Below are 19,891 nucleotides of genomic sequence, written 5' to 3' on the forward strand. Positions count from 1 at the left end.
ATGGAAGGAGAACGAAAATGAGATATGCACAATCATTAGTGTTAGACGGTGTGTCCTTTCAGTTAAAAGAACATCATGATTTTAAATGGCTGAACGATTTTGGAGAGGTTTTTTGTGTCTTTGATCGGCAAGATTCAGGTAATATCTCATTTGGTGTACAGAAGGGGAATGTGAAAAGGTTTATAAAATATGCTGGTGCTCAAACTATAAACTATGCGGGAGATCTTAAAGAAGCCATTAAAAAACTCAAAAATGCAAAGGATGTGTATAAAGAGTTAGAACATCCTTACCTAGTTAAACTAGTGGATCATTTAGAGCTCCGGGAAGGGTTTGTACTAGTATTCGAATGGTTTGATGGATTAAATATACAAAAAAATGTTGAACTAAATTCTGCTTGTCAGAGATTTAAAAAACTTCCACTTGAATTACGCTTACAATCTCTTTCAACTATTTTTGAATTTCACGTTCATGTAGAAAAAAATAATTATGTAGCGATAGACTTTTACGATGGAAGCATCTTATATGACTTTAAACAAAATATAACTAAAATATGTGACGTGGATCTATACCAAGTAAAACCGTTTTATAACCAAGTAGGAAGGCTTTGGGGCTCTTCCAGATTTATGTCACCAGAAGAGTTTACCATTGCATCCGAAATTGATGGTCGATCCAATGTTTTCAATATGGGAGCCATGGCATTCGCTTTAGTTGGTGGAGCTCTTGACCGTTCCTATGATACGTGGGAAGCAGGGAGAGAATTATATCAGGTCGCTAAGAAAGCAGTGGAAAAGAATAGAAACAATCGTTATGCATCAGTAATAGATTTCTATACTGAATGGAAGTTTTACGTAGAGGAATATGGTACTGATCCTCCCCAAAAAGTGTAATAGCTGTAACCTGGATTTAAAAGTATAGAGCGTGCCTCTTGCATAGTTACTGCAAGAGGCATTTTTGTTTACACTTTTTCCGTATGATAGAAATGAATCAGTTTCTAGAAAATTATATTTTTGTATCTAAAAGGAATAAGAACTAGCTAGATAGAATAATAAAAGTAGCTTATGCTCATCCAATTAACTTTCTAGGTTAGTTAATGCATAACTTCTAAAAAAGAATATTTGATTAGCAAACTATTTAATGAAATTAATGAGATTATAAACAAAAAAGAGTCTTTGTAACTGAAGCAAACACCGTGTTTGAAAAAGAGAGAAATCGGGGAAATAGAAAGATGAGACCTTTTGAAACATAAGAAAAAATCAAAGATAATTATCACAACTATTTTATATCTTACCTATACCTGGGAGAAAAGGACAGAGCGCCATGGAGAATGCAGTATTATTATTAAAAAATGTTAATGTAGTAGATGTAATTACTGGGAAAATTACTTATTCACATCTTCTTATCCAAAATGGCTATATTACTAGAATTTTTTCTGCCCACAAGCAGATTGGTAATATTCATAAAAAAGCGGTTATTTATGATTTGAAAAGAAAGTATGTAATACCAGGTTTAATTGATATGCACGTACATATGAAAAAGGATTATGCTCCTATTTTTACTGCAGCGGGCGTTACAACCGTTCGTAATACGGGCGGAAATGTTGGTGAATTAGAAAACCTAATACATGCGAATGACGGTGCACCAACACCAAGAGTTATTTCCTCAGATAGAATTATCGATGGACCACCTGGGTTGTGGGGTGAAAATAGTCCATGGAACATAAATGTAAATGATGCACAGAGTGCTAGAGCAGAGGTTAGAAGGCAGGTTGAAGCTGGTGCTGATTTCATTAAGGTGTATGGGTGGTTATCGAAAGAAATAATGGAAGTAGTCGTCGATGAAGCAAAAAAACATCAGAGAGAAGTCAGTTGTGATTTAATACATTCCGTAGATGTAACTGCAACGGATGCTGCTAAAATGGGTATTAAATGGAACGAGCATGCTTCAGGTATTTTAAAAGATCTTTTCCCAGAATGGACCATGCAAGCAAATGAAGACGTATGGAAGGATATTGACTGGGAGAATCCTGATGAGAAAAAGATTAGAGATGTTTGTAAAGTATTGGTGGAATATAATGTTGTGCTTTGTCCGACAATGGTTTTGTATGACCAAGCCAATTTAATGCGGAATTACTGGTATTCTGAAGAAAAGATAATGGACAAAATTAAAGAGAATTCGGTGTTAATGCAGCATTGGAGACGCTTTATTGAAAATACAAGTTCATTGAGTATATTAGGAATGCAACATACCTTTAACAAAGCTATTACCAAAGCTTATTTTGACTTAGGGGGCCTAGTGGTAGCTGGTACTGATACTCCTGCTGGTATTTTCACATTTCCTGGTATGGCGCTTCACAGAGAGCTAGAGCTATTCGTTAAAAATGGTCTATCTGAAATAGATGCGATAAGGACAGCTACAATAAATGCAGCAGATGCTCTTAATAGACAAGATATAGGAGTCATTCAAGAAGGAACAATTGCGGATATGGTAGTACTAGAAAAAAATCCTTTAAAAGACATACGTTGCACAAAAGAAATTCATAGTATTATTAAGGGAGGGACTGTATATACGCAAGATGAATTACTTGAAAAAGTTCCTGTGGAGGAGAATATTAAAAAATCTGTAGAGGAATTTATGAATAGTTTTCTAGATACCAATTACAAATCAGGCTAATCAAAAATAATAAGATAGAATCTTTGACAGGAGCGGCAATTACTAAAGCCTCTCCTGTTTTTATATGCATTAAAATCTCGTAAACTCGCATCATAATTGAAATCTATAATTTTTTGTGTACTAATCTCTTAAATTCACACATATATTCATATCTAAGTGATTTATTGGTATGTAATTATTTTAACTAATGAGTTTGGGGGAATCTAATGAATATCACAGCATACTACCAAAAATCAGTTCAAGAAGTGATGAAAGAGTTTGACGTTACTCAACAAGGGTTATCAGATTATGAAGTACGACAAAGACATAAAGAGAATGGCTTCAATGAATTAGAGGAAGGTAAAAGGAAAAATGCCATACAAGTATTTTTAGAGCAGTTTAATGATTTTCTAGTCATCATTTTAATAGTTGCTGCTGCTATTTCTGCTTTTTTAGGAGAATTAGAAAGTTCAATAGTTATTGTAATAGTAATTGTATTAAATGCAGTTTTAGGGACGGTACAACATATTAAAGCGGAAAAATCATTAGATAGCTTAAAAGAAATGGCCGCTCCTATAGCTAAGGTGCTGAGGAATGGAGAAGTTATAAAAATTCCATCCCGAGAGGTAGTGGTGGGAGACGTTCTCTATTTAGAAGTGGGAGATTATATTTGTGCAGATGGAAGAATGATGGAAAGCTATAGATTACAAGTAAATGAGAGTTCATTGACAGGTGAATCCGAAGCAATAGACAAAATTGAAGCTTTAATTGATAAAGAGGAGCTAGCAATTGGTGATAAGCGTAATATGGTCTTTTCAGGAAGTTTTGTTACGAATGGTAGAGGACGAGCTATTGTAACGTCCATTGGTATGGCGACTGAAATAGGCAAAATAGCTAATCTGTTACAAAATGCAAAAGAAAAGAAAACCCCCTTACAAATGAATCTGGATCACTTTGGAAAGAGATTGGCTATTGGCATTATCATTATATGCCTAATTATTTTTGGACTAGACATTCTTAGAGGCCGAGAGCTAGTAGATTCTTTCATGTTTGCGGTATCCTTAGCGGTAGCTGCTATTCCGGAAGCACTAAGTTCAATCGTCACCATAGTACTTGCATTTGGTACACAGAAAATGGCAAAAGAAAATGCTATTATTCGAAAATTACGAGCAGCTGAAAGTTTAGGGAGTATCTCTGTCATTTGCACAGACAAAACTGGAACGCTTACACAAAATAAAATGACAGTCCAGCATATGTACGTAAATGAGCAAACTCTAAAAGCTGACAGAGCTAATATCAACAACGCACTCCATAAAAATTTAATGAGCATGGCGTTGCTTTGTAATGATTCGATAAGTACTGAAGAAAAAGAAATTGGAGATCCAACAGAAATTGCCCTTTTGAATTGGAGTAAACTGTATAATTTTGATGAAGGGAACGTACGCCAACAATATTTCCGTGTAGGAGAAATGCCATTTGATTCTAATCGCAAGCTAATGATTACGATTCATCGAATAAATAATCGATATATGATGATTACAAAAGGAGCAGTGGATGAGCTATTATCCCGAATAGTAAGAATGGAAACATCTACAGGCATTTCACCTATTAACATTGGGCAAATCGAAAGGATAAAACAAGCAAACCACCATTTTTCAAGCCAAGGTCTAAGAATCCTTGCGTTTGCTTATAAAGAAGTAGATTCCCCGATAGTAAACATGGAAATGGAGCAGGATCTCACGTTCATTGGATTAGTAGCTATGATGGATCCCTTAAGACCAGAAACTAAACAAGCGGTAGAAGATTGTATTGCTGCAGGTATTAAGCCTGTTATGATTACTGGAGATCATAAGACTACCGCCACTGCTATAGCGAAAGAAATAGGGATAGTAGAAGGTCCTCAGGAAGTGATGGAAGGGAAGGAAATTGAAAAATTGTCAGATATAGAATTACAAGACATAGTCGAGAATGTCTCTGTATATGCACGAGTATCGCCAGAACATAAAATCCGTATAGTAGAAGCTTGGCAAGAAAAAGGTCACGTTGTAGCGATGACTGGTGACGGTGTAAATGATGGACCAGCATTGAAGCAAGCGGACATAGGGGTTGCAATGGGCATTACAGGTACAGAAGTTGCAAAGGATGCCTCTGCTATGATCTTGACTGATGATAATTTTTCAACCATAGTCAAAGCAGTTTCCAATGGGCGAAGTATTTACACGAACATTACCAATTCCATTATGTTTTTGCTATCCGGTAACACTGGGGCTATCCTAGTTGTACTGTATGCAACCATTCTTGCTTTACCTGCTCCCTTTTTACCGGTTCATCTATTATTCATAAACTTGCTGACGGATAGTTTACCTGCCATTGCAATTGGTTTAGAGCCACACAATAAAAAAGTAATGAAAGAAAAGCCAAGGGACATTAAGGAACCGCTTCTTAATAAGAAGTTTGCTATACAGGTTGGATTGGAAGGCTTCCTCATCGCAGCAGTAACAATTATCGCCTTTCAAATAGGTTTGGCGACTGGCGATACAATGGTCGCGACTACTATGGCGTTTGCAACCTTATGCTTGTCACGATTATTTCATGGCTTCAATTGCCGATCAAAAGAGTCCATATTTAAAATTGGATTGTTTTCGAATATAACTGTTTGGATAGCTTTTCTAATTGGTGTCATTCTTTTGAACCTAGTTTTGATATTCGAGCTGTTTGATGTTGCCGCAATTAGTCGCTCTCAACTAGCGATGATCTATGGATTGGCTTTCGTACCATTTATAGTTATTCAAATAGATAGATTTTTCCTTGCTAAAAAATAAATATTGATTTATGAGTGGAACATTTTGTATAATTCTAATAATATAAAAAGGCGTTGAAGAGGAAAAGTAGAGTGATGATGTTATATAGAGAGCTTCTGGTGGTGGAAATGAGGCAAGCTAGTCATTCGAACATGATCTCGGAGCTTCGTACTGAACGTTAAACAACTAGTAGGATACGACAAGAGTTGGCACTTGTTACCCATGTCAAAGTATAAAGGCTTTTTGCTATGTACTTATGGAGTCAAATGGTGTGAACCATTTGAGTATTAAGGTGGTACCACGAGATAACCTCGTCCTTATCGAAATTTCGATATGGATGAGGTTTTTTATTTTGGCTGAAGATATTTAAAACTTATTGGCTAAAAAACTTAATGAAGAAAAGGGGAGAATTAAAATGAACATTTTTATCGGAGGGGCATGGCCATATGCTAATGGATCCTTACATTTGGGTCACATTGCTGCCTTATTACCAGGCGACATTTTGGCGAGATATTATAGACAAAAGGGAGAGGAAGTATTGTATGTCTCTGGTAGCGACTGTAACGGTACTCCCATATCCATACGTGCTAATTCTGAAGGCGTTACAACGAAAGAAATAGCGGATAGATACCATAACGAGTTTAAAGAAACCTTTAATCGTCTGGGCTTTAGTTATGATATGTATACACGAACTGATAGTGATCATCATCATAAAGTGGTTAGGCAAATCTTTTTAGAGCTATGGAAGAATGGTTATATTTACGAAAAGGAAATTGAGCAAATCTATTGTGAGTCAGATAATCAGTTTTTACCTGACAGGTATGTGGAGGGGAGTTGCCCAAATTGCGGAAGCCGCGCAAGAGGGGACCAGTGTGATGCCTGCTCATTGATTTTAGACCCTATGGACTTAACGAATAGAAGCTGCAAGCTATGTGGAAATGAGCCGACAGTTAAAGCTACAAAGCATTTATATTTTCAACTAAGCAGCTTTCAGGAGCAGCTAGAGAATTATCTTACGTCTGCAAAAGCAAATCATGCGTGGCGAGAAAATGCAGTTCACCTGACCGAGCGATATTTAAATGAAGGCCTTCGAGATCGAGCGGCTTCAAGGGATCTGCCAAATGGGGTAAGTATACCTATCGAAGGATACGAGGAAAAGAAAGTGTATGTATGGATAGAGGCTGTTTCCGGTTATTACTCAGCGAGTAAGGAATGGGCGACTCTTAACCAAACGGATGAAAAAGAATTTTGGAATGAACAAACCATTTCCTATTATGTGCATGGTAAAGATAACATCCCATTCCATACTGTTATATGGCCAGCGATACTTAAAGGTATTCGTCAAGAAACACTTCCAACTCATATCATTTCCAACGAGTATTTAACGTTGGAAAAGAGAAAATTTTCGACTAGTCAAAACTGGGCAGTATGGGCTCCTTATTTTATAGAGAAATATCATCCGGACTCCTTAAGATACTTTTTAACAAGCAATGCGCCCGAAAACAGAGACTCGGATTTTTCGTGGAGAGAATTTATTCATAGTCATAATGGGGAGCTCCTGGGGGCATATGGAAACTTTATCAATCGCACATTAAAATTCATTGAAAAGTCCTTCGAAGGAACAATTCCTGATCGAGCAATAAATACAGAAATAGAAGAATCCACTTTAAACTTATACAGTGTGGTTGGTCAATTAATCGAAGGGGGTCATTTTAAATTAGCAATAGATTCTATCTTTTCATATATTCGTGAAGCGAATAGATTCTTTGACGTGCAAAAGCCGTGGATACAAGTAAAGGAAGATAGGGAAAGCTGCCTGGATACACTGGCAAGTTGCGTTTATATCATTGGAAATGTTGCTCAACTATTATCACCGTTCCTTCCTTTCTCAAGTGAGGAAGTACGAAAAATATTAAAATTAGAAGAATTTCATTGGAAGCCAATAAAAGTGAAAGTAGATAACATAAGCAATATACAACCACTATTTGCAAGAATAGATCCTAGTACAATTCAAGAGGAAATTGATTATCTGGAAAAACAGTTAAAAAATGTATATGATAAAGGGTTGGGTTAATTTATGTGCAAAGAAATCTTAAATCAGAGAGTAGAATTGATTTCCGCGCCAGCCGGACGCTTTCCTCGGGGTGAGCGATAAGCCATCACCCATCGCTTACGCGCGTGGTTGTGATGTCTTATCTGTCTCCCTCATCCCGTAGGAGTCGCCGTCTGGCGCTCCAATCAATAAATGGAACAGCTTAATCATCGAAACTATCACCAACCCAATTTCGTCATCTATTTAAAATTTTAATAGTAATCTGAATGTCCTTTTTATAATATTTACAGTCACTAAGTCACTATAATAAACAATTGTTAGTCAAAATCAACCAATAATTTTAACAAAGTTTAAAAAAATTTAGATACACTAGAAGAAAGGTTTATTTCATATAAGGCAGTCTCCATCTTTTTTTATATGGATATTATGTTAAAATAAAAGGCCATGTTAAAGGCTAGGTTTGATTTATGATGTGTTCTAAGTCGGCAAGTAGATTTGATTTTCGCGCCAACCGGATGCTTTCCGTGGGGTGAGCGATAAGCCATCACCCATCGCTTACGCGCGTGGTTGTGATGTCTTATCTGTCTCACTCATCCCACTGGAGTCGCCGTCTGGCGCTCCAATCAATAAATGGAGACCGGCTGCATATTTCTATTTATTCACTCCTATAAACAAAGCCGTAATATGACTCCAACACACTTTAAAAATTATTAGAGCAGTCATTTCAATTGTAAAGTCGGAATCAAAAGAACAATAACTTTTACATAGCTAAATAAAAAAATAATTAATTTATAGTAGTTTTTTCCATTTCCTTAAAATAGGGAGGTTAATATGAAGAAACCAGGTTCAATTCTGTTGTTATTATTATTTATACTGATGTTAACAGGGTGTAATTACGTAGAAGAAAAGAAAGCTGAAAATATTATTCAAAATTATTATCAAGCAATAATAGATGAGGATTATGAGAAAGCATTTAAACAATTACATTTATATGTTACAGAAGAGGGTAAGTTAGCTGGTAAAACTGACTTATCCGAACAGGAAGCAAAAGCTATATATTTAGAAAAAATCAATCTCTTGGAAGAACAAAAGTATAAACTGAAAGACTTTGAAATTGTAGAGATCGAGTACGAAGACGGGCACTCATTCTGGCACCATATCAAGCTTGAAGTAGAGCAGGATGGAGAAAAAAGTGAATGGAATGAAGTTGCTTACATTGTTAAAGGAAAGTTATTGATCGGTGAAAAAGATGACCCATATGCAAAGTATCGAGATGGGAAGATGTTTTTTGAAGAAGAGAAATAACCTGTTGGAAATACATATTCCAGCTAAGTTAAATGATGATACTATATTTATATCTTGAATCTGCATTCATATTTAATAAGTCCTTTTACTTGAATAAGACGGCTTATAAATTAAAATGAAAATAGATATAACTAGGAGGTATTCATATGTATCGTAAAACAGAAGATTTTATACAAGAATGGGCGATGTCAGCTGATGGTACAGTTAACGTTTTTAAAGCAATGACAGATGATAAGCTGAACCAAGCAATTGCAGAAAACCATAATACACTAGGATGGTTAGCTTGGCATTTAACGACAGCACCCATTTTTCTAGCTAAGCTAGCAAAAATTGACCTACCATCTGTTGGGAACCCTAAGGAAGTACCTGGATCAGTTGACACAATTGTCTCTGCTTATGAAACAATGGCAGATGCTTTTAAAGAGGCTGCAGCATCTCTAACGGATGCAGATTTGGTAGAGCAAGTACCTGCGTTTGGCACTTCTATTCCACGTGGTCAAATATTACGAAAAATCATAGATCATCAAACACATCATCGTGGTCAAATGACCGTTTTACTTCGCCAAGCAGGATTAGAGGTACCCGGAGTTATGGGACCTACAAAAGAACAACAGATGTAAAGAAGCCACCTTCATTTTAAAAATGAAGGTGTTTTTTTGAGAGAATATATAGAGAGAAAACAGAAACCAGCCAGTTTAAGGTTGGTTTTGAAAATGTGTTATAGGAAACCGCTAAATCTTCTTGGGGAATATATTTTATATAAAATTTTTAATGTACTGTTAATATAAGTGTTAAAGTTAGAGTAAATTATGAAGTCTAAAAGATGTCGTAATTATAGTATTTACTCAAACATTACTTTCTAAGGGAGCTTTTAAATTGAGTATAAAGTTCAAACCCTTTTTAAAAGAAGAGTTAACAGTTGAACACCTGCACTTTGCTTTACTCAAAGAAGACATAACTTTATAAGAATTAGTTATGTTTTATATGGATAGAATTGCAAAGTTTGATAAGAATGGTCCTAATCTTAATTTAATTATCGAGATAAATCCTCATGCTTTATTTATAGCAGAGGCTTTGCACTATGAAAGAAAGAAACAAGGCGTGAGAGGGTTATTACATGGGATTCCTGTTCTGCTTAAAGATAATATTGAAACAAATGATTCTATGCATACAAGCGCTGGGTCACTTGCGCTAGAAAGCTACATTAGTAATCAAGATGCTTTCTTAGTTGATAAAGCTTCATCAATCAATGAATTTTTTGGAAATAAATTCTAATAAATAGCGTATCATAGGCATATGTAGTTCAATTAAGTTTAATAGTAGAACAAAAAGAAAGGAGTAGGATATTTTGTATCAAATTGCACAATTAGGAGTTTTATATAATCCAATACTAGCTGTAATTATTTGTGTAAACCTAGTTTCTATCTTGCATAAAGTTAGAGACAACGAGGATACTTCTGTCAATACGATTGTAATAAGTGTATGTTCAGCGATTATCCTATTTTCAATTACGGCATTAGCTGAATAGCGATTTACCAATCAAACACAAAAAACTTCTTTATATGGATTGTAGCTACATGCGGCGATTTAAGTATGAATGTGGAGACAAATAAAACCATCACCCCACGGAAAGCGGAAATCAACTCTACTTTATTATAAAAGTTTTGTTAAAGTTATTGGTTGATTTTGACTAACAACTCTTTTTTATAGTAACTGTAAACATAAAAAAAGAACGTTCAAATCGCTATTAAGACTATAAATAGATGATGAAATTGGGGTTGGTGACACTTTTCAACTTTGTTTATGGGAATAAATTTATTAACACTTATCGATACATTAAAGCTGTTCCCATTTATTGATTGGAGCACCAGACGGCGACTCCTACGGGATGAGTGAGACAGATAAGACCTCACAACCACGCGCGTAAGCGATGGGTGATGGCTTATCGCTCACCCCGTGGAAAGCGTCCGGCTGGGGCGGAAATCAGTTCTACTCTCTGGTTAAGATTTCTTTGCATCATAAATCAACCCTACCCTCTAACATAGCCTTATAAAAAAACATATAATACTCTTATTCTCTTTTAATTGTTCAAGTTTTTTCATAAATAATGGAATTATGAAATTGATTTGGAAATAAGATTAAACTAATAGCGTTCGTTAAAGAAGGGGAAATTATTGGCATATAAGTTTACCTCAGTCAGAAAATTGCTATTTATATTTACAGCTAGGATAAATAATTTCAAGGTAAGGATATTGGAAAGCGGTAACTCCTAGGGGAAAAGCGCGTGGGAGAGGCTACAGGCTGAGGCAACGTGCCCCCAGGAAAGCGTTCGCTGAAATGGAGAACAACGATGATGAAGTAGCAAAAAAGCCCTGAAAATTTTACTGTTTGTAAAATTTTCAGGGCTTTTGAACTTCTAAGATGCGTGTTGTCACAGTGCTGTAATTTATTGCGTATCGAATACCTTTAAATCATAAGAGTAAATACTTTTTCTTTGAACGCTTGATAATAGTTCGGATAAGCCAGTTATATCAAGGCTACTTACACGATTGCCATTGGTTAAATCATATTCCTCTAAATAATATTTTTCTTTCTTATCTTCACTATATCTTAGGACAAAAAGTGAACCATCCTTAAAATAAGTTTCTTCATTATTTCTTATTTTAGATTCACTAGCATCTTCTAAAGAGAATTTTAGCTGGATTTCTTCTGTATTTGTATCAAAGGTGTAAACTTCCCCTAAGCCATTGATAAAGTACAGAATGTCATTATATATATAAGCAGAGTTCTTAAAATTATATGGAATGGTTGCCACAAGATCCTTCATATCCTGATATTCTATGAAATCATACGTTTCCTGCTGAAGAGTATCCTTATTGATTCGATAAAGACTGGTCTTCTCGTTGAAGTCATCTATGGCAGATGACAAGATTAAATAGTAATATGTTTGATCTGATAAGACAGGGGCTAATGCGTTAAAAAACTCACCCTTTGGTGTATCTACTTTTGATAAATGTTCAACCTCTAAGGATGTATCAAATGTTACTTCCTTTAAATAGAACTCATTTTTATCTACATCCTGAGTAAGAATATTGACTTTATCACTTTCAACGCCAGAGGCTGCGATGTAAAAGGGAATTTTATCTGTTTGAAAATTTTTCTCGTTTCCAAACCGAACATCTGAACGATATCCTTTTCCATCCTGTGCAAATCCACTGTTATAAATGCTAAAGAATATTTCCTCCTCTTGAATATAACCTGAACGTTCTCCTGTGTACTGGTCAGTTTTCATTGGAAATTCCTTATATTCCTCTCCTACTAGGCGAACCATATCTTTTTCCTCTAAAAAAACGTTGTTGTCATAAACTGCTGTGCTGCCTAACTCCAATCCCTCCATTTTTAATGCTTGAGCTTTACCTGATTTATTAATGAAAACAGCATAACTAAATCCTTCCCCATCTATATCCTGATCAGCCGTAGTAGACAGATAAAGAATTGCCTTCTTGTTATGTAGAAAATTTTCCTTTTCGATATCAGCTTTAGATAGAAGTAAACTGCTAGTTGCTTGTGTAGGTGTGAAAAAGAATGTGTATGCGAAATAAACAATAACCCCTAGGCCAATGATTCCGATTAGAGAAACTATATTTTTCTTCATATAAAATTCCCTCCTAAAAGTAAAATGACAATAGGCAGTATTTCGACTGTCCTATTGTCATTTGACTGTTAAATATTCCTTACTAAGGTTGTACCTGGCGCGTCCCGCACATCTCTAGGATATACTCCAAGCCCACCATCATCATCTAAATCTAAGTTACCGTTTAATTTATATGCAGACCAAATTAACTTCGAACAGTTTTTGGCTCCGTTATGTCCAGTAGATCTGTTAGTTGCAAAATTATACGAATAACTCTGGCCTACTTGTGAATAGGCCCAATTAGCAGCATTATTTCTATTAGTTGAAGTGGTGCCCACCGATTTAACTAGAGCACCCGAGCTATCTACCTTTCTAGCAGTGGTAGAAATAGTGCGTACCCCAGAAGAAGGAACAGATTCTACTATTGTAGTAGAAGTATAATAAAGTCCGACATGACCATGATCAAGATAGGCTGTTTGAGAAGGGGTGTAGTAGAAGTTACCTTTAGTACTGTTTCCTACACTAACTGTTCCACCACTTGCGCCTTGAGTTTGATTGGACTTTGCTTCAGCCAATCCTTGAGCTTGATCGTTTTTTAACTCTTTATAGATTTGTTCTAAAATCTGTTCTTCCGTTTCTCCAGTGTTTTTTGCAATTTCTTGAACACTGGCCATCATTTCTTCAGTAGAGACATCTGGTTGTAGGGATGAAATTTCATCAAGATACGAGTAGCTGTTGGCAGAGGCACTAGTAAAGGAAGTCGAGACGAGTAACATAGCTGATAACGATAGAGCAGCGAATGGTTTTTTCATAGTACAACTCCTTTTTCATATTTTTCCTACATCTATAATTTTAATCATTTAGTACAAATTTACAATTGGGAAAAAAATTCACAAAAACAAAATTTCTGCAAAACTAATTAAATATTCAGTCTATTAAGCGCTGATTATTTCATTAATTAAATTTCGACTACTGTCGCTCACATTTCTGTGTGGGCGCAAATAATGCCACCTAAAGCTATTGCTATTAAGTAGTCGCATAAAATTTTGAATCTTATATTTAGTTGTAGATTTTAAATACAACTATTTTAAATTGGGAAAATAAATAGCAGTAAAGAAGGAAATGAATTCCTTTATCTAGAAATAAAAAGAGATGGTTAATTAAGGAGGATTAAAATGCAGTTAAAAACAATATTAAGAGAATGGCAAAATGAAAAAGGAGATTTGGATAATTTAGAGGAAGTTATAAAAGAGATGCTTATTAATATAGGATCAGTGGATGAAGAGCTAAGAGATAGCTTAATTTATTCTACTTTTTACCAACTTATAGAGAACAACAAATTGTCAAACTCCCTCATGGTGAAAATACTAGACGTCTGTTTATCAGAGGAATATTTATTTAAAGGCATAGGTGAACAGGACACGGATACTGTGTTTACTAGATCCTTCTCATCTCTAGTCATTGCTTTGATTGTAGAAAAGGATAAAACAAAAGAATTTTTAGATAAGCAGCAATTAGAAGAAGTCTATAAAAAAACGACAACATACTTACAATCAGAAAAAGATGTGAGAGGTTATGTAGAAGGGAAGGGCTGGGCTCATAGTATTGCGCATGGCGCAGATCTCTTTGAATCTATTATTAGTCATCCTTCCAACGACATATTACACGCTGAAGAATGGCTAAACGTTATAAAAGCTTGTATTTGGAGGGATACTGTTCTCCAGGACGATGAGGATGAACGATTAATCTTTGCAGTGGAAGCAATGATTGAAAAAGGTTTACCGGAGGAAATGCTTGTAGAGTGGGTACATAACTTTGAGAGTTTATTGGAAGCAAAATTAAAAGAACAGAATCGCATAGTCTTTTACAAATATCGATCTAATGTTATGAACTTCTTAAAATCTCTTTATTTTCGTTTAACATATCTCGATCAAAATATACATACGCAACATCAAATCAAAAAAACATTGAAAAATTTACATGAAGCTATGTACAAGAGAGAGTAATCACAGGGACAGCAAGGAAAAAGGAGCAAATAGATGACTCATCAAACTACAGTCGTATGGGGACAACATCCCGTAAGGTTAAAGTGGCAGCGTTCCAAATTAATAGGAAACAAAGACACAGTAACAAGTGTACACGGATGCTGCTTTCACGAAGGAAAAATATTATTAGTTAAAGTGAAAAAGAGGGGATTTAATCTACCTGGAGGGCATATAGAAGGAAATGAAACTCCAGAAGAAGCATTACACCGAGAGGTCTTCGAAGAGGGCTCTGTAAAAGGTAAGGCTACTTATATAGGGGCTATTGAGGTAAATCATGAAGAAAATCCTTACTTTGACCCAAATGGAAAGTATCCTATAATTGGTTATCAATTATTCTATCGGCTGGATATAGAAGAATGCCATACCTTTCAGCGGAAGCACGAAACGACCACGCGTATTTGGATGGAACCTGAAGAAGTTCCTTATGTTATTGATGATCATGATATAATTCATTCTATTATCGAAGAAGCAAAGATGGTTAAGTCTGTATACTAATTGAAAAACCTCAAAGCATATATGCTTTGAGGTTTATGTGTATTAGTTAGCTTCTGTATCACTTTCAATATCTTCTGTCTCAGTACCTTCAGTTTCAGTAGAGGTAGTGTCATCAGTACCATCAGTTCCTGTAGTACTGTCTTGATCATCTTGAGTATCTACTTCGCCTTCATTTTCAGAATCAATTCCTGTATCATTTTGTCCATCATCTTCAAAAGTCGGATCCTCTACTTCGATATCATTGATATCATCGTCTCCATCACCACATGCTCCTAATAGTAATGCTGAACTTAAAACTATTGGTAAAGCGAATATTCTTTTCTTCATTTTAAATTCCTCCATTCATAGTTGGTAAAGTTTTTTCTAGGCCTACTTTATGTCTACCTCATATTTTTAACTTTAAACTTTATTCTTGAATCAATTTGAAAATAGCAAAATTTTAATATGAAAGACTTGGTAATATATATGCTATAATTTATATTTGTGTATATGGAAGAAGCTCCGAGGAGGACCATCATTGCTGCAAACATTTTTGATCAATATATTATTTATAACTTTACCTGTTCTGCTATTTGTTATCTTTATAGATAACTATAAGGGTAAAAAAAATTTATTTTATTATATATTTTCTTCTATTGTTTCTATGTTTTTGTGTATGATTTATCCAATAAGGTTAGAATTAGGTTTTACAGTAGATTTAAGATATATTCCGTTTATTACTCTGGCTTTATATGGCGGCTATAAGCAACTGTTCCCTTTATACATTACGTTAAATATTGTACGTTTCTTTGTTGGTGGAGAGGGAATTTTTCAGTCGTTTATTTTTTCAACATTGGCTTTTATTATTATTCCACTGGTGCATAAAAAGTTTATTAGCCTAGCTCCTAAAAACAGAATAATTACAGGTATAATAGTAGTATTAGTAAACGGTTTGACTTACTTAATTTCGTTATCCACCTATTTTGAAACACTGACGTTAGAATATTGGAATGTTGTTGGTTACGTTATTATTACTTATGCAGTTATTATGCTATTTAATATGATTATGATTGAAAAGATTCTGTCCAATATTAAACAGCGAGATAACTTTCTTCGTTCTGAGCGATTGCATGTGATGAGCGAGCTATCAGCATGTGTATCACATGAAATAAGAAATCCACTTACCGTAACAAATGGTTTTTTACAATTGTTAAGTGTTTCAAAGGATATTACACCAAACGACAAAGTTTATATAGAATATTCTCTAAAAGAGTTGAATAGAGCAGAAAGTATTTTAAATGATTATTTAGCATTTGCTAAGCCACAATCCGTCCATATGGTTCACTCTACTATGGAAGAGGAGCTCGTATATGTAAAAAATATTATGATGCCATTTGCTAAATTTAACGAAGTGGAAATCATTCTTGAGTTTCAGAACACAGCGAAGATTAAATTTGACTCAAATCAAATGAAACAATGCATTATTAACTTAATAAAGAATGGTGTTGAAGCGATGAAGGGCAAGGGGGGGATTCTTCTTGTCCAAGCTGTACAACTAGGAAAACACCTTGTTATTACCATTAAAGATCAAGGGATTGGAATGTCTTCAGAAGAAATAAGTCAGTTAGGGAAGCCTTATTACTCGAATAAAAAAGAAGGAACTGGTCTTGGTATGCTGATGGTTTATGGGACAATCTCCAAGCTAAAAGGAAATGTAGAAGTAAAAAGTAAGAAGGGTAAAGGAACGACATTTACTCTGACTATACCAGTTTAAAAGGAAGTGCTAAATATTAGTGCTTCTTTTTTTAGTATAGAGTCACTTCCCTTTAGGTAAGCTCAACTTTTAGTATCACTATAAGCAGCCTGGAGTTTTAGATGTGCACAATGAACAATATAGGGAGGGTATTTTATGGCATTATTAAATCCAACACTATTAGCAGAATGGATCGAACCTCATTCATTCGAATGGTACAACCAGCTTGGGAAACAACAAGGAGAATATGCTTATTCATGGAATTCTACTATTTTAAAACCTAATGGAGAAATTCTTTTCGATGAGGAGGTTAAAAAAATGATTGCGTCTAAAATAGTATTAGATGTTGGTTGTGGTCATGGAGAATTTGCTATCGAATGTAGCCCTATTGCAAAAGAAATAGTAGGATTTGATGTAACTAACCTGTTTATTGAACAGGGAAAAAGAAAAAAGCCTGAGAATGTCTCGTTCGTACTAGGTAGCACGAAAAAAGAGTTGCCCTTTTCAGAGGATGAATTTGACTGTGCATATATTCGGAAAGGGCCCACTTCGGGATATCTTGCTTTGACGAAAACCATAAAAAAAGATGGAACTGTACTCGGATTGCATCCTGGTGATGATATGGACAAGGAACTGCCTATTTTATTTCCAAATCTCTTTCAAGCCAAGTTACCAAGAGATTCAACATTGAAGGCTATACAAGAAAGATTAAAGACAGCGAACTTTGAGAAATGGGAAATCGAAACGGTTAGCAATATAGAAATACTACACAGTCCTATGGATATCATAAATAAAAGATGTTTTGGACAGCATCCAATCGTGACAGAGAAAATTATAAATGAAAACTTAAAAGAGATTACGGAGATTTTTGGTTTCCATGAGACGAATGGCTTACCTATAACGAACTCTTACTATATTGTTCGGGCAACTGTTTAATCGTTACCAGTGAACTTGCTTCTTCGTTCTAAAAGTAAGTTATCTCTCCATTCTCCATTATGCTTTCCAATTCGCTCTCGATATCCCACCACTCTAAATCCGTTTTTCTTGTGAAGTTCTATACTAGCCTTGTTTTCTGGAAATATACTTGCCTGTAGCATCCAATAGCCTTGTTCTTCTGAACTAGCGATCAATTTTCCAAGTAACTTATTTCCAATTCCTAGACCGATTGCTTTTGGATGAACGTATATACCTACTTCCCCAACTCCTGCGTAAACAGCCCTGTATGAGACAGGGCTAAGTCTGCACCAGCCTTTTACTGTGTCATTATGTAACATGACGAAGGTACATAGCTTGTCTGCTGTTGAAATCCATTGTTCATATGAAGATGGGGCACTCATCTCAAAGGTTGCGTTACCTGTAGAGATACCTGCTTCATAAATATACTTGATTTGCTCCCAATCTTCTTCATTTGCTAGCCTCATTTCCATAGATACTCCCCCCTTATAAAAAATATAATTACTTGAATAATAAATGGCAAGAAATGTTTTCTTTACAAATATAATTTAAACGTTTAAAATTAGTTAGCCTAACTAACTAATTAAGGAGGAATTGAAATGCAACCTTTTTTTACTACTCTAAAATTGATTTCTCGACCATATAGTAGCAAAATGCATGATTTATTGATGCCTCTAGGCTTAACAGAAATACAGTGGGGACTGATACGTATTTTGCAAGAAGAGGGACCTTCAACCTTTACGGATGTAGCAGCTTATTGGAGAGTAGAAAAGCCGTCCGTAACTCCGATTGCTCAAAAGCTAGTAGATCAAGACCTAATCTACATAGGTACAGGTCAGGATAAGCGACAAAAAGTAATGCATTTAACAAGTCTAGGTGTTTTGAAATATAAGGAGGCAAAATTAATAGTAGAAGCCTTTCAAATGGATCTATTAAAAGGTATCACGGAAGAAGAAAGAAAAATTACAGAACGAGTATTAGAAAAGCTACTTGTTAATATAAAGGGAAGATGATGGCAGTGATAAAAGAAAAATTGTGGACAAAGGAATTTCTTTTCATTTCCTTGATCAATTTTATAATTACTTTAATGTTTTACTTATTAATCGTTACGATTGCTTCTTATGCTCAGTCAGAATATGGAGCAACTACTAGCACAGCAGGTCTAGTATCAAGTATTTTCATAATAGGGTCTCTAATAGGCAGATTAGGGGCAGGTAGGGTTATAGGTAATATAGGGACTCAAAAAACATTGTGGATAGGATTAATATTTTTTACTATTACATCTGCCTTATATTTTGCGACTTTTAATATTGGACTTCTTATTGTTAATAGACTACTTCAAGGGATTGCTGTTGGTATTGCAGGAACAGCTACCGGCACGATTATTGCTCAAATCTTACCGAATACTCGTAAGGGAGAAGGCATAGGCTACTACAGTTTAAGTGCCATATTAGCAACAGCAATAGGGCCATTTCTAGGCATTCTATTATTAAAAATGGACGGTGGGTTCCAATGGATTTTTGCTATGAACGCAGTGCTTTCGGTTGTGTGCTTAGTCATCTACGCGATTGTTAAAATAGATGTGCCATTACCAAAAGCTCCAAATCAAGATATGGAAAAAAGCTCATTTATATCGAAATTTATAGAGCCTAGAGCTATACCTATCTCTTTTGTGGCATTATTAATCGGGTTTAGTTATTCTGGTGTCATGTCCTTTTTATCCTTCTATGCGGATGAGATAAATCTAGTATCTGCAGCAAGTTATTTCTTTTTAATTTATGCTATAGTCGTTATTTTTTCTCGTCCTTTTACAGGAAAGCTGATGGATACTAGAGGAGCTAATATTGTAACGTATCCTTGTTTAGTTTTGTTTGCTATCGGTATGTTTTTATTCAGCCAGGCAACTGCTGGGTGGATGCTTTTACTTGCAGCAGCACTTATTGGGATCGGTTATGGTAACTTTAATTCAATTGCTCAAAGTGTAGCAGTGAAGGTAACTCCACCACATCGATTTGGTCTTGCTACATCCACTTATTTCATTTTATATGATATTGGATTAGGAGTAGGTCCATTCCTATTAGGCTTTGTAGTGCCGTATAGCGGTTATCGTCCTATTTTTCTTTCCATGGTCTTTTTGATACTAATTTGTATTCCTATTTATTACTTACTGCATGGTAGAAGAGACAAAGAACTATTAAAAATATCCTGAATGAATTCACTTAA

General features: G+C 35.2%; 17 protein-coding genes, 1 pseudogene and 1 other annotated feature. Of the genes and pseudogenes, 14 read left to right on the forward strand and 4 right to left on the reverse strand.

Going from position 1 to position 19,891, the window contains the following annotated elements; genetic code table 11:
* Nucleotides 1-17: 17 nt before the first annotated feature.
* From HF876_RS00940 to HF876_RS00975, 8 genes and pseudogenes are all read left to right on the forward strand, one after another.
* Nucleotides 18-887, forward strand: coding sequence for a serine/threonine-protein kinase (locus HF876_RS00940; RefSeq protein WP_169358163.1), 870 nt, complete (start codon nucleotides 18-20; stop codon nucleotides 885-887).
* A gap of 430 nt (nucleotides 888-1,317) precedes the next feature.
* The gene (locus tag HF876_RS00945) at nucleotides 1,318-2,670 is read left to right on the forward strand and encodes an amidohydrolase family protein (protein ID WP_169358164.1); all 1,353 of its coding nucleotides are present in this window, start codon (nucleotides 1,318-1,320) and stop codon (nucleotides 2,668-2,670) included.
* A gap of 206 nt (nucleotides 2,671-2,876) precedes the next feature.
* Complete coding sequence (locus HF876_RS00950) at nucleotides 2,877-5,471, forward strand: cation-translocating P-type ATPase (protein WP_205963944.1); 2,595 nt, start codon at nucleotides 2,877-2,879, stop codon at nucleotides 5,469-5,471.
* Nucleotides 5,472-5,515: 44 nt separating this feature from the next.
* Nucleotides 5,516-5,772 (forward strand) — a binding site (T-box leader).
* A 54-nt stretch (nucleotides 5,773-5,826) separates the two neighbouring features.
* Complete coding sequence (metG, locus tag HF876_RS00955) at nucleotides 5,827-7,524, forward strand: methionine--tRNA ligase (protein ID WP_285841753.1); 1,698 nt, start codon at nucleotides 5,827-5,829, stop codon at nucleotides 7,522-7,524.
* A gap of 810 nt (nucleotides 7,525-8,334) precedes the next feature.
* The gene (locus HF876_RS00960; protein WP_169358166.1) at nucleotides 8,335-8,808 is read left to right on the forward strand and encodes a hypothetical protein; all 474 of its coding nucleotides are present in this window, start codon (nucleotides 8,335-8,337) and stop codon (nucleotides 8,806-8,808) included.
* Nucleotides 8,809-8,954: 146 nt separating this feature from the next.
* Nucleotides 8,955-9,428, forward strand: coding sequence for a DinB family protein (locus HF876_RS00965; protein WP_169358167.1), 474 nt, complete (start codon nucleotides 8,955-8,957; stop codon nucleotides 9,426-9,428).
* A 355-nt stretch (nucleotides 9,429-9,783) separates the two neighbouring features.
* Nucleotides 9,784-10,044 (forward strand): annotated as a pseudogene (locus HF876_RS18810) (amidase family protein); the annotation flags it as partial.
* Nucleotides 10,045-10,156: 112 nt separating this feature from the next.
* Nucleotides 10,157-10,336 carry a hypothetical protein gene (locus HF876_RS00975; protein ID WP_169358168.1) on the forward strand — a complete coding sequence of 60 codons (180 nt, stop codon included), beginning with the start codon at nucleotides 10,157-10,159 and terminating at the stop codon, nucleotides 10,334-10,336.
* 918 nt (nucleotides 10,337-11,254) lie between these two features.
* Here the strand turns inward: HF876_RS00975 and HF876_RS00980 are convergent.
* Both HF876_RS00980 and HF876_RS00985 read right to left on the reverse strand, forming a co-directional pair.
* Nucleotides 11,255-12,463, reverse strand: coding sequence for a hypothetical protein (locus HF876_RS00980; protein ID WP_169358169.1), 1,209 nt, complete (start codon nucleotides 12,461-12,463; stop codon nucleotides 11,255-11,257).
* Between the two features lie 68 nt (nucleotides 12,464-12,531).
* A complete protein-coding gene (locus tag HF876_RS00985) occupies nucleotides 12,532-13,254 on the reverse strand; it encodes a hypothetical protein (RefSeq protein WP_169358170.1) in 723 nt (240 codons plus the stop codon).
* Nucleotides 13,255-13,617: 363 nt separating this feature from the next.
* Here HF876_RS00985 and HF876_RS00990 point away from each other — a divergent pair, with 363 nt between their 5' ends.
* Both HF876_RS00990 and HF876_RS00995 read left to right on the forward strand, forming a co-directional pair.
* Nucleotides 13,618-14,448: a DUF2785 domain-containing protein gene (locus tag HF876_RS00990; protein ID WP_169358171.1), complete on the forward strand. Its 831-nt coding sequence runs from the start codon at nucleotides 13,618-13,620 to the stop codon at nucleotides 14,446-14,448.
* Nucleotides 14,449-14,481: 33 nt separating this feature from the next.
* Nucleotides 14,482-14,982, forward strand: coding sequence for an NUDIX domain-containing protein (locus HF876_RS00995; protein ID WP_169358172.1), 501 nt, complete (start codon nucleotides 14,482-14,484; stop codon nucleotides 14,980-14,982).
* 42 nt (nucleotides 14,983-15,024) lie between these two features.
* On the opposite strand, the gene HF876_RS01000 is transcribed toward HF876_RS00995, so the two are convergent.
* Entirely contained in the window at nucleotides 15,025-15,309 is a 285-nt protein-coding gene (locus HF876_RS01000; protein WP_169357994.1) for a hypothetical protein, read from the reverse strand.
* Nucleotides 15,310-15,499: 190 nt separating this feature from the next.
* Here HF876_RS01000 and HF876_RS01005 point away from each other — a divergent pair, with 190 nt between their 5' ends.
* Both HF876_RS01005 and HF876_RS01010 read left to right on the forward strand, forming a co-directional pair.
* The gene (locus HF876_RS01005; RefSeq protein ID WP_169358173.1) at nucleotides 15,500-16,735 is read left to right on the forward strand and encodes a sensor histidine kinase; all 1,236 of its coding nucleotides are present in this window, start codon (nucleotides 15,500-15,502) and stop codon (nucleotides 16,733-16,735) included.
* 135 nt (nucleotides 16,736-16,870) lie between these two features.
* The gene (locus HF876_RS01010) at nucleotides 16,871-17,650 is read left to right on the forward strand and encodes a class I SAM-dependent methyltransferase (protein ID WP_169358174.1); all 780 of its coding nucleotides are present in this window, start codon (nucleotides 16,871-16,873) and stop codon (nucleotides 17,648-17,650) included.
* Here HF876_RS01010 and HF876_RS01015 read toward each other — a convergent pair.
* A complete protein-coding gene (locus HF876_RS01015) occupies nucleotides 17,647-18,141 on the reverse strand; it encodes a GNAT family N-acetyltransferase (RefSeq protein WP_169358175.1) in 495 nt (164 codons plus the stop codon). The two genes, HF876_RS01010 and HF876_RS01015, sit on opposite strands and share 4 nt — an antisense overlap.
* A 126-nt stretch (nucleotides 18,142-18,267) precedes the next feature.
* Here HF876_RS01015 and HF876_RS01020 point away from each other — a divergent pair, with 126 nt between their 5' ends.
* Nucleotides 18,268-18,681, forward strand: a complete 414-nt coding sequence (locus HF876_RS01020) for a MarR family winged helix-turn-helix transcriptional regulator (RefSeq protein ID WP_169358176.1) — start codon at nucleotides 18,268-18,270, stop codon at nucleotides 18,679-18,681.
* On the forward strand, nucleotides 18,681-19,877 hold the full coding sequence (locus HF876_RS01025) for an MFS transporter (protein ID WP_205963945.1): 1,197 nt from the start codon (nucleotides 18,681-18,683) through the stop codon (nucleotides 19,875-19,877). The genes HF876_RS01020 and HF876_RS01025 overlap by 1 nt, the downstream gene beginning before the upstream one ends.
* The last annotated feature ends 14 nt before the right edge of the window (nucleotides 19,878-19,891 follow it).

The organism is Psychrobacillus sp. BL-248-WT-3, from assembly GCF_012843435.1.
In the GTDB taxonomy this organism is placed as follows: domain Bacteria; phylum Bacillota; class Bacilli; order Bacillales_A; family Planococcaceae; genus Psychrobacillus.

Coding starts and splice junctions, on each gene's coding strand:
- HF876_RS01000 (WP_169357994.1), bottom strand. CDS start 15,309: ATGAAGAAAAGAATATTCGCTTTACCAATAGTTTTAAGTTCAGCATTA.
- HF876_RS00950 (WP_205963944.1), top strand. CDS start 2,877: ATGAATATCACAGCATACTACCAAAAATCAGTTCAAGAAGTGATGAAA.
- HF876_RS00940 (WP_169358163.1), top strand. CDS start 18: ATGAGATATGCACAATCATTAGTGTTAGACGGTGTGTCCTTTCAGTTA.
- HF876_RS00980 (WP_169358169.1), bottom strand. CDS start 12,463: ATGAAGAAAAATATAGTTTCTCTAATCGGAATCATTGGCCTAGGGGTT.
- HF876_RS01025 (WP_205963945.1), top strand. CDS start 18,681: ATGGCAGTGATAAAAGAAAAATTGTGGACAAAGGAATTTCTTTTCATT.
- HF876_RS00985 (WP_169358170.1), bottom strand. CDS start 13,254: ATGAAAAAACCATTCGCTGCTCTATCGTTATCAGCTATGTTACTCGTC.
- HF876_RS00965 (WP_169358167.1), top strand. CDS start 8,955: ATGTATCGTAAAACAGAAGATTTTATACAAGAATGGGCGATGTCAGCT.
- HF876_RS00945 (WP_169358164.1), top strand. CDS start 1,318: ATGGAGAATGCAGTATTATTATTAAAAAATGTTAATGTAGTAGATGTA.
- HF876_RS01010 (WP_169358174.1), top strand. CDS start 16,871: ATGGCATTATTAAATCCAACACTATTAGCAGAATGGATCGAACCTCAT.
- HF876_RS00995 (WP_169358172.1), top strand. CDS start 14,482: ATGACTCATCAAACTACAGTCGTATGGGGACAACATCCCGTAAGGTTA.
- HF876_RS01020 (WP_169358176.1), top strand. CDS start 18,268: ATGCAACCTTTTTTTACTACTCTAAAATTGATTTCTCGACCATATAGT.
- HF876_RS01015 (WP_169358175.1), bottom strand. CDS start 18,141: ATGGAAATGAGGCTAGCAAATGAAGAAGATTGGGAGCAAATCAAGTAT.
- HF876_RS00960 (WP_169358166.1), top strand. CDS start 8,335: ATGAAGAAACCAGGTTCAATTCTGTTGTTATTATTATTTATACTGATG.
- HF876_RS00990 (WP_169358171.1), top strand. CDS start 13,618: ATGCAGTTAAAAACAATATTAAGAGAATGGCAAAATGAAAAAGGAGAT.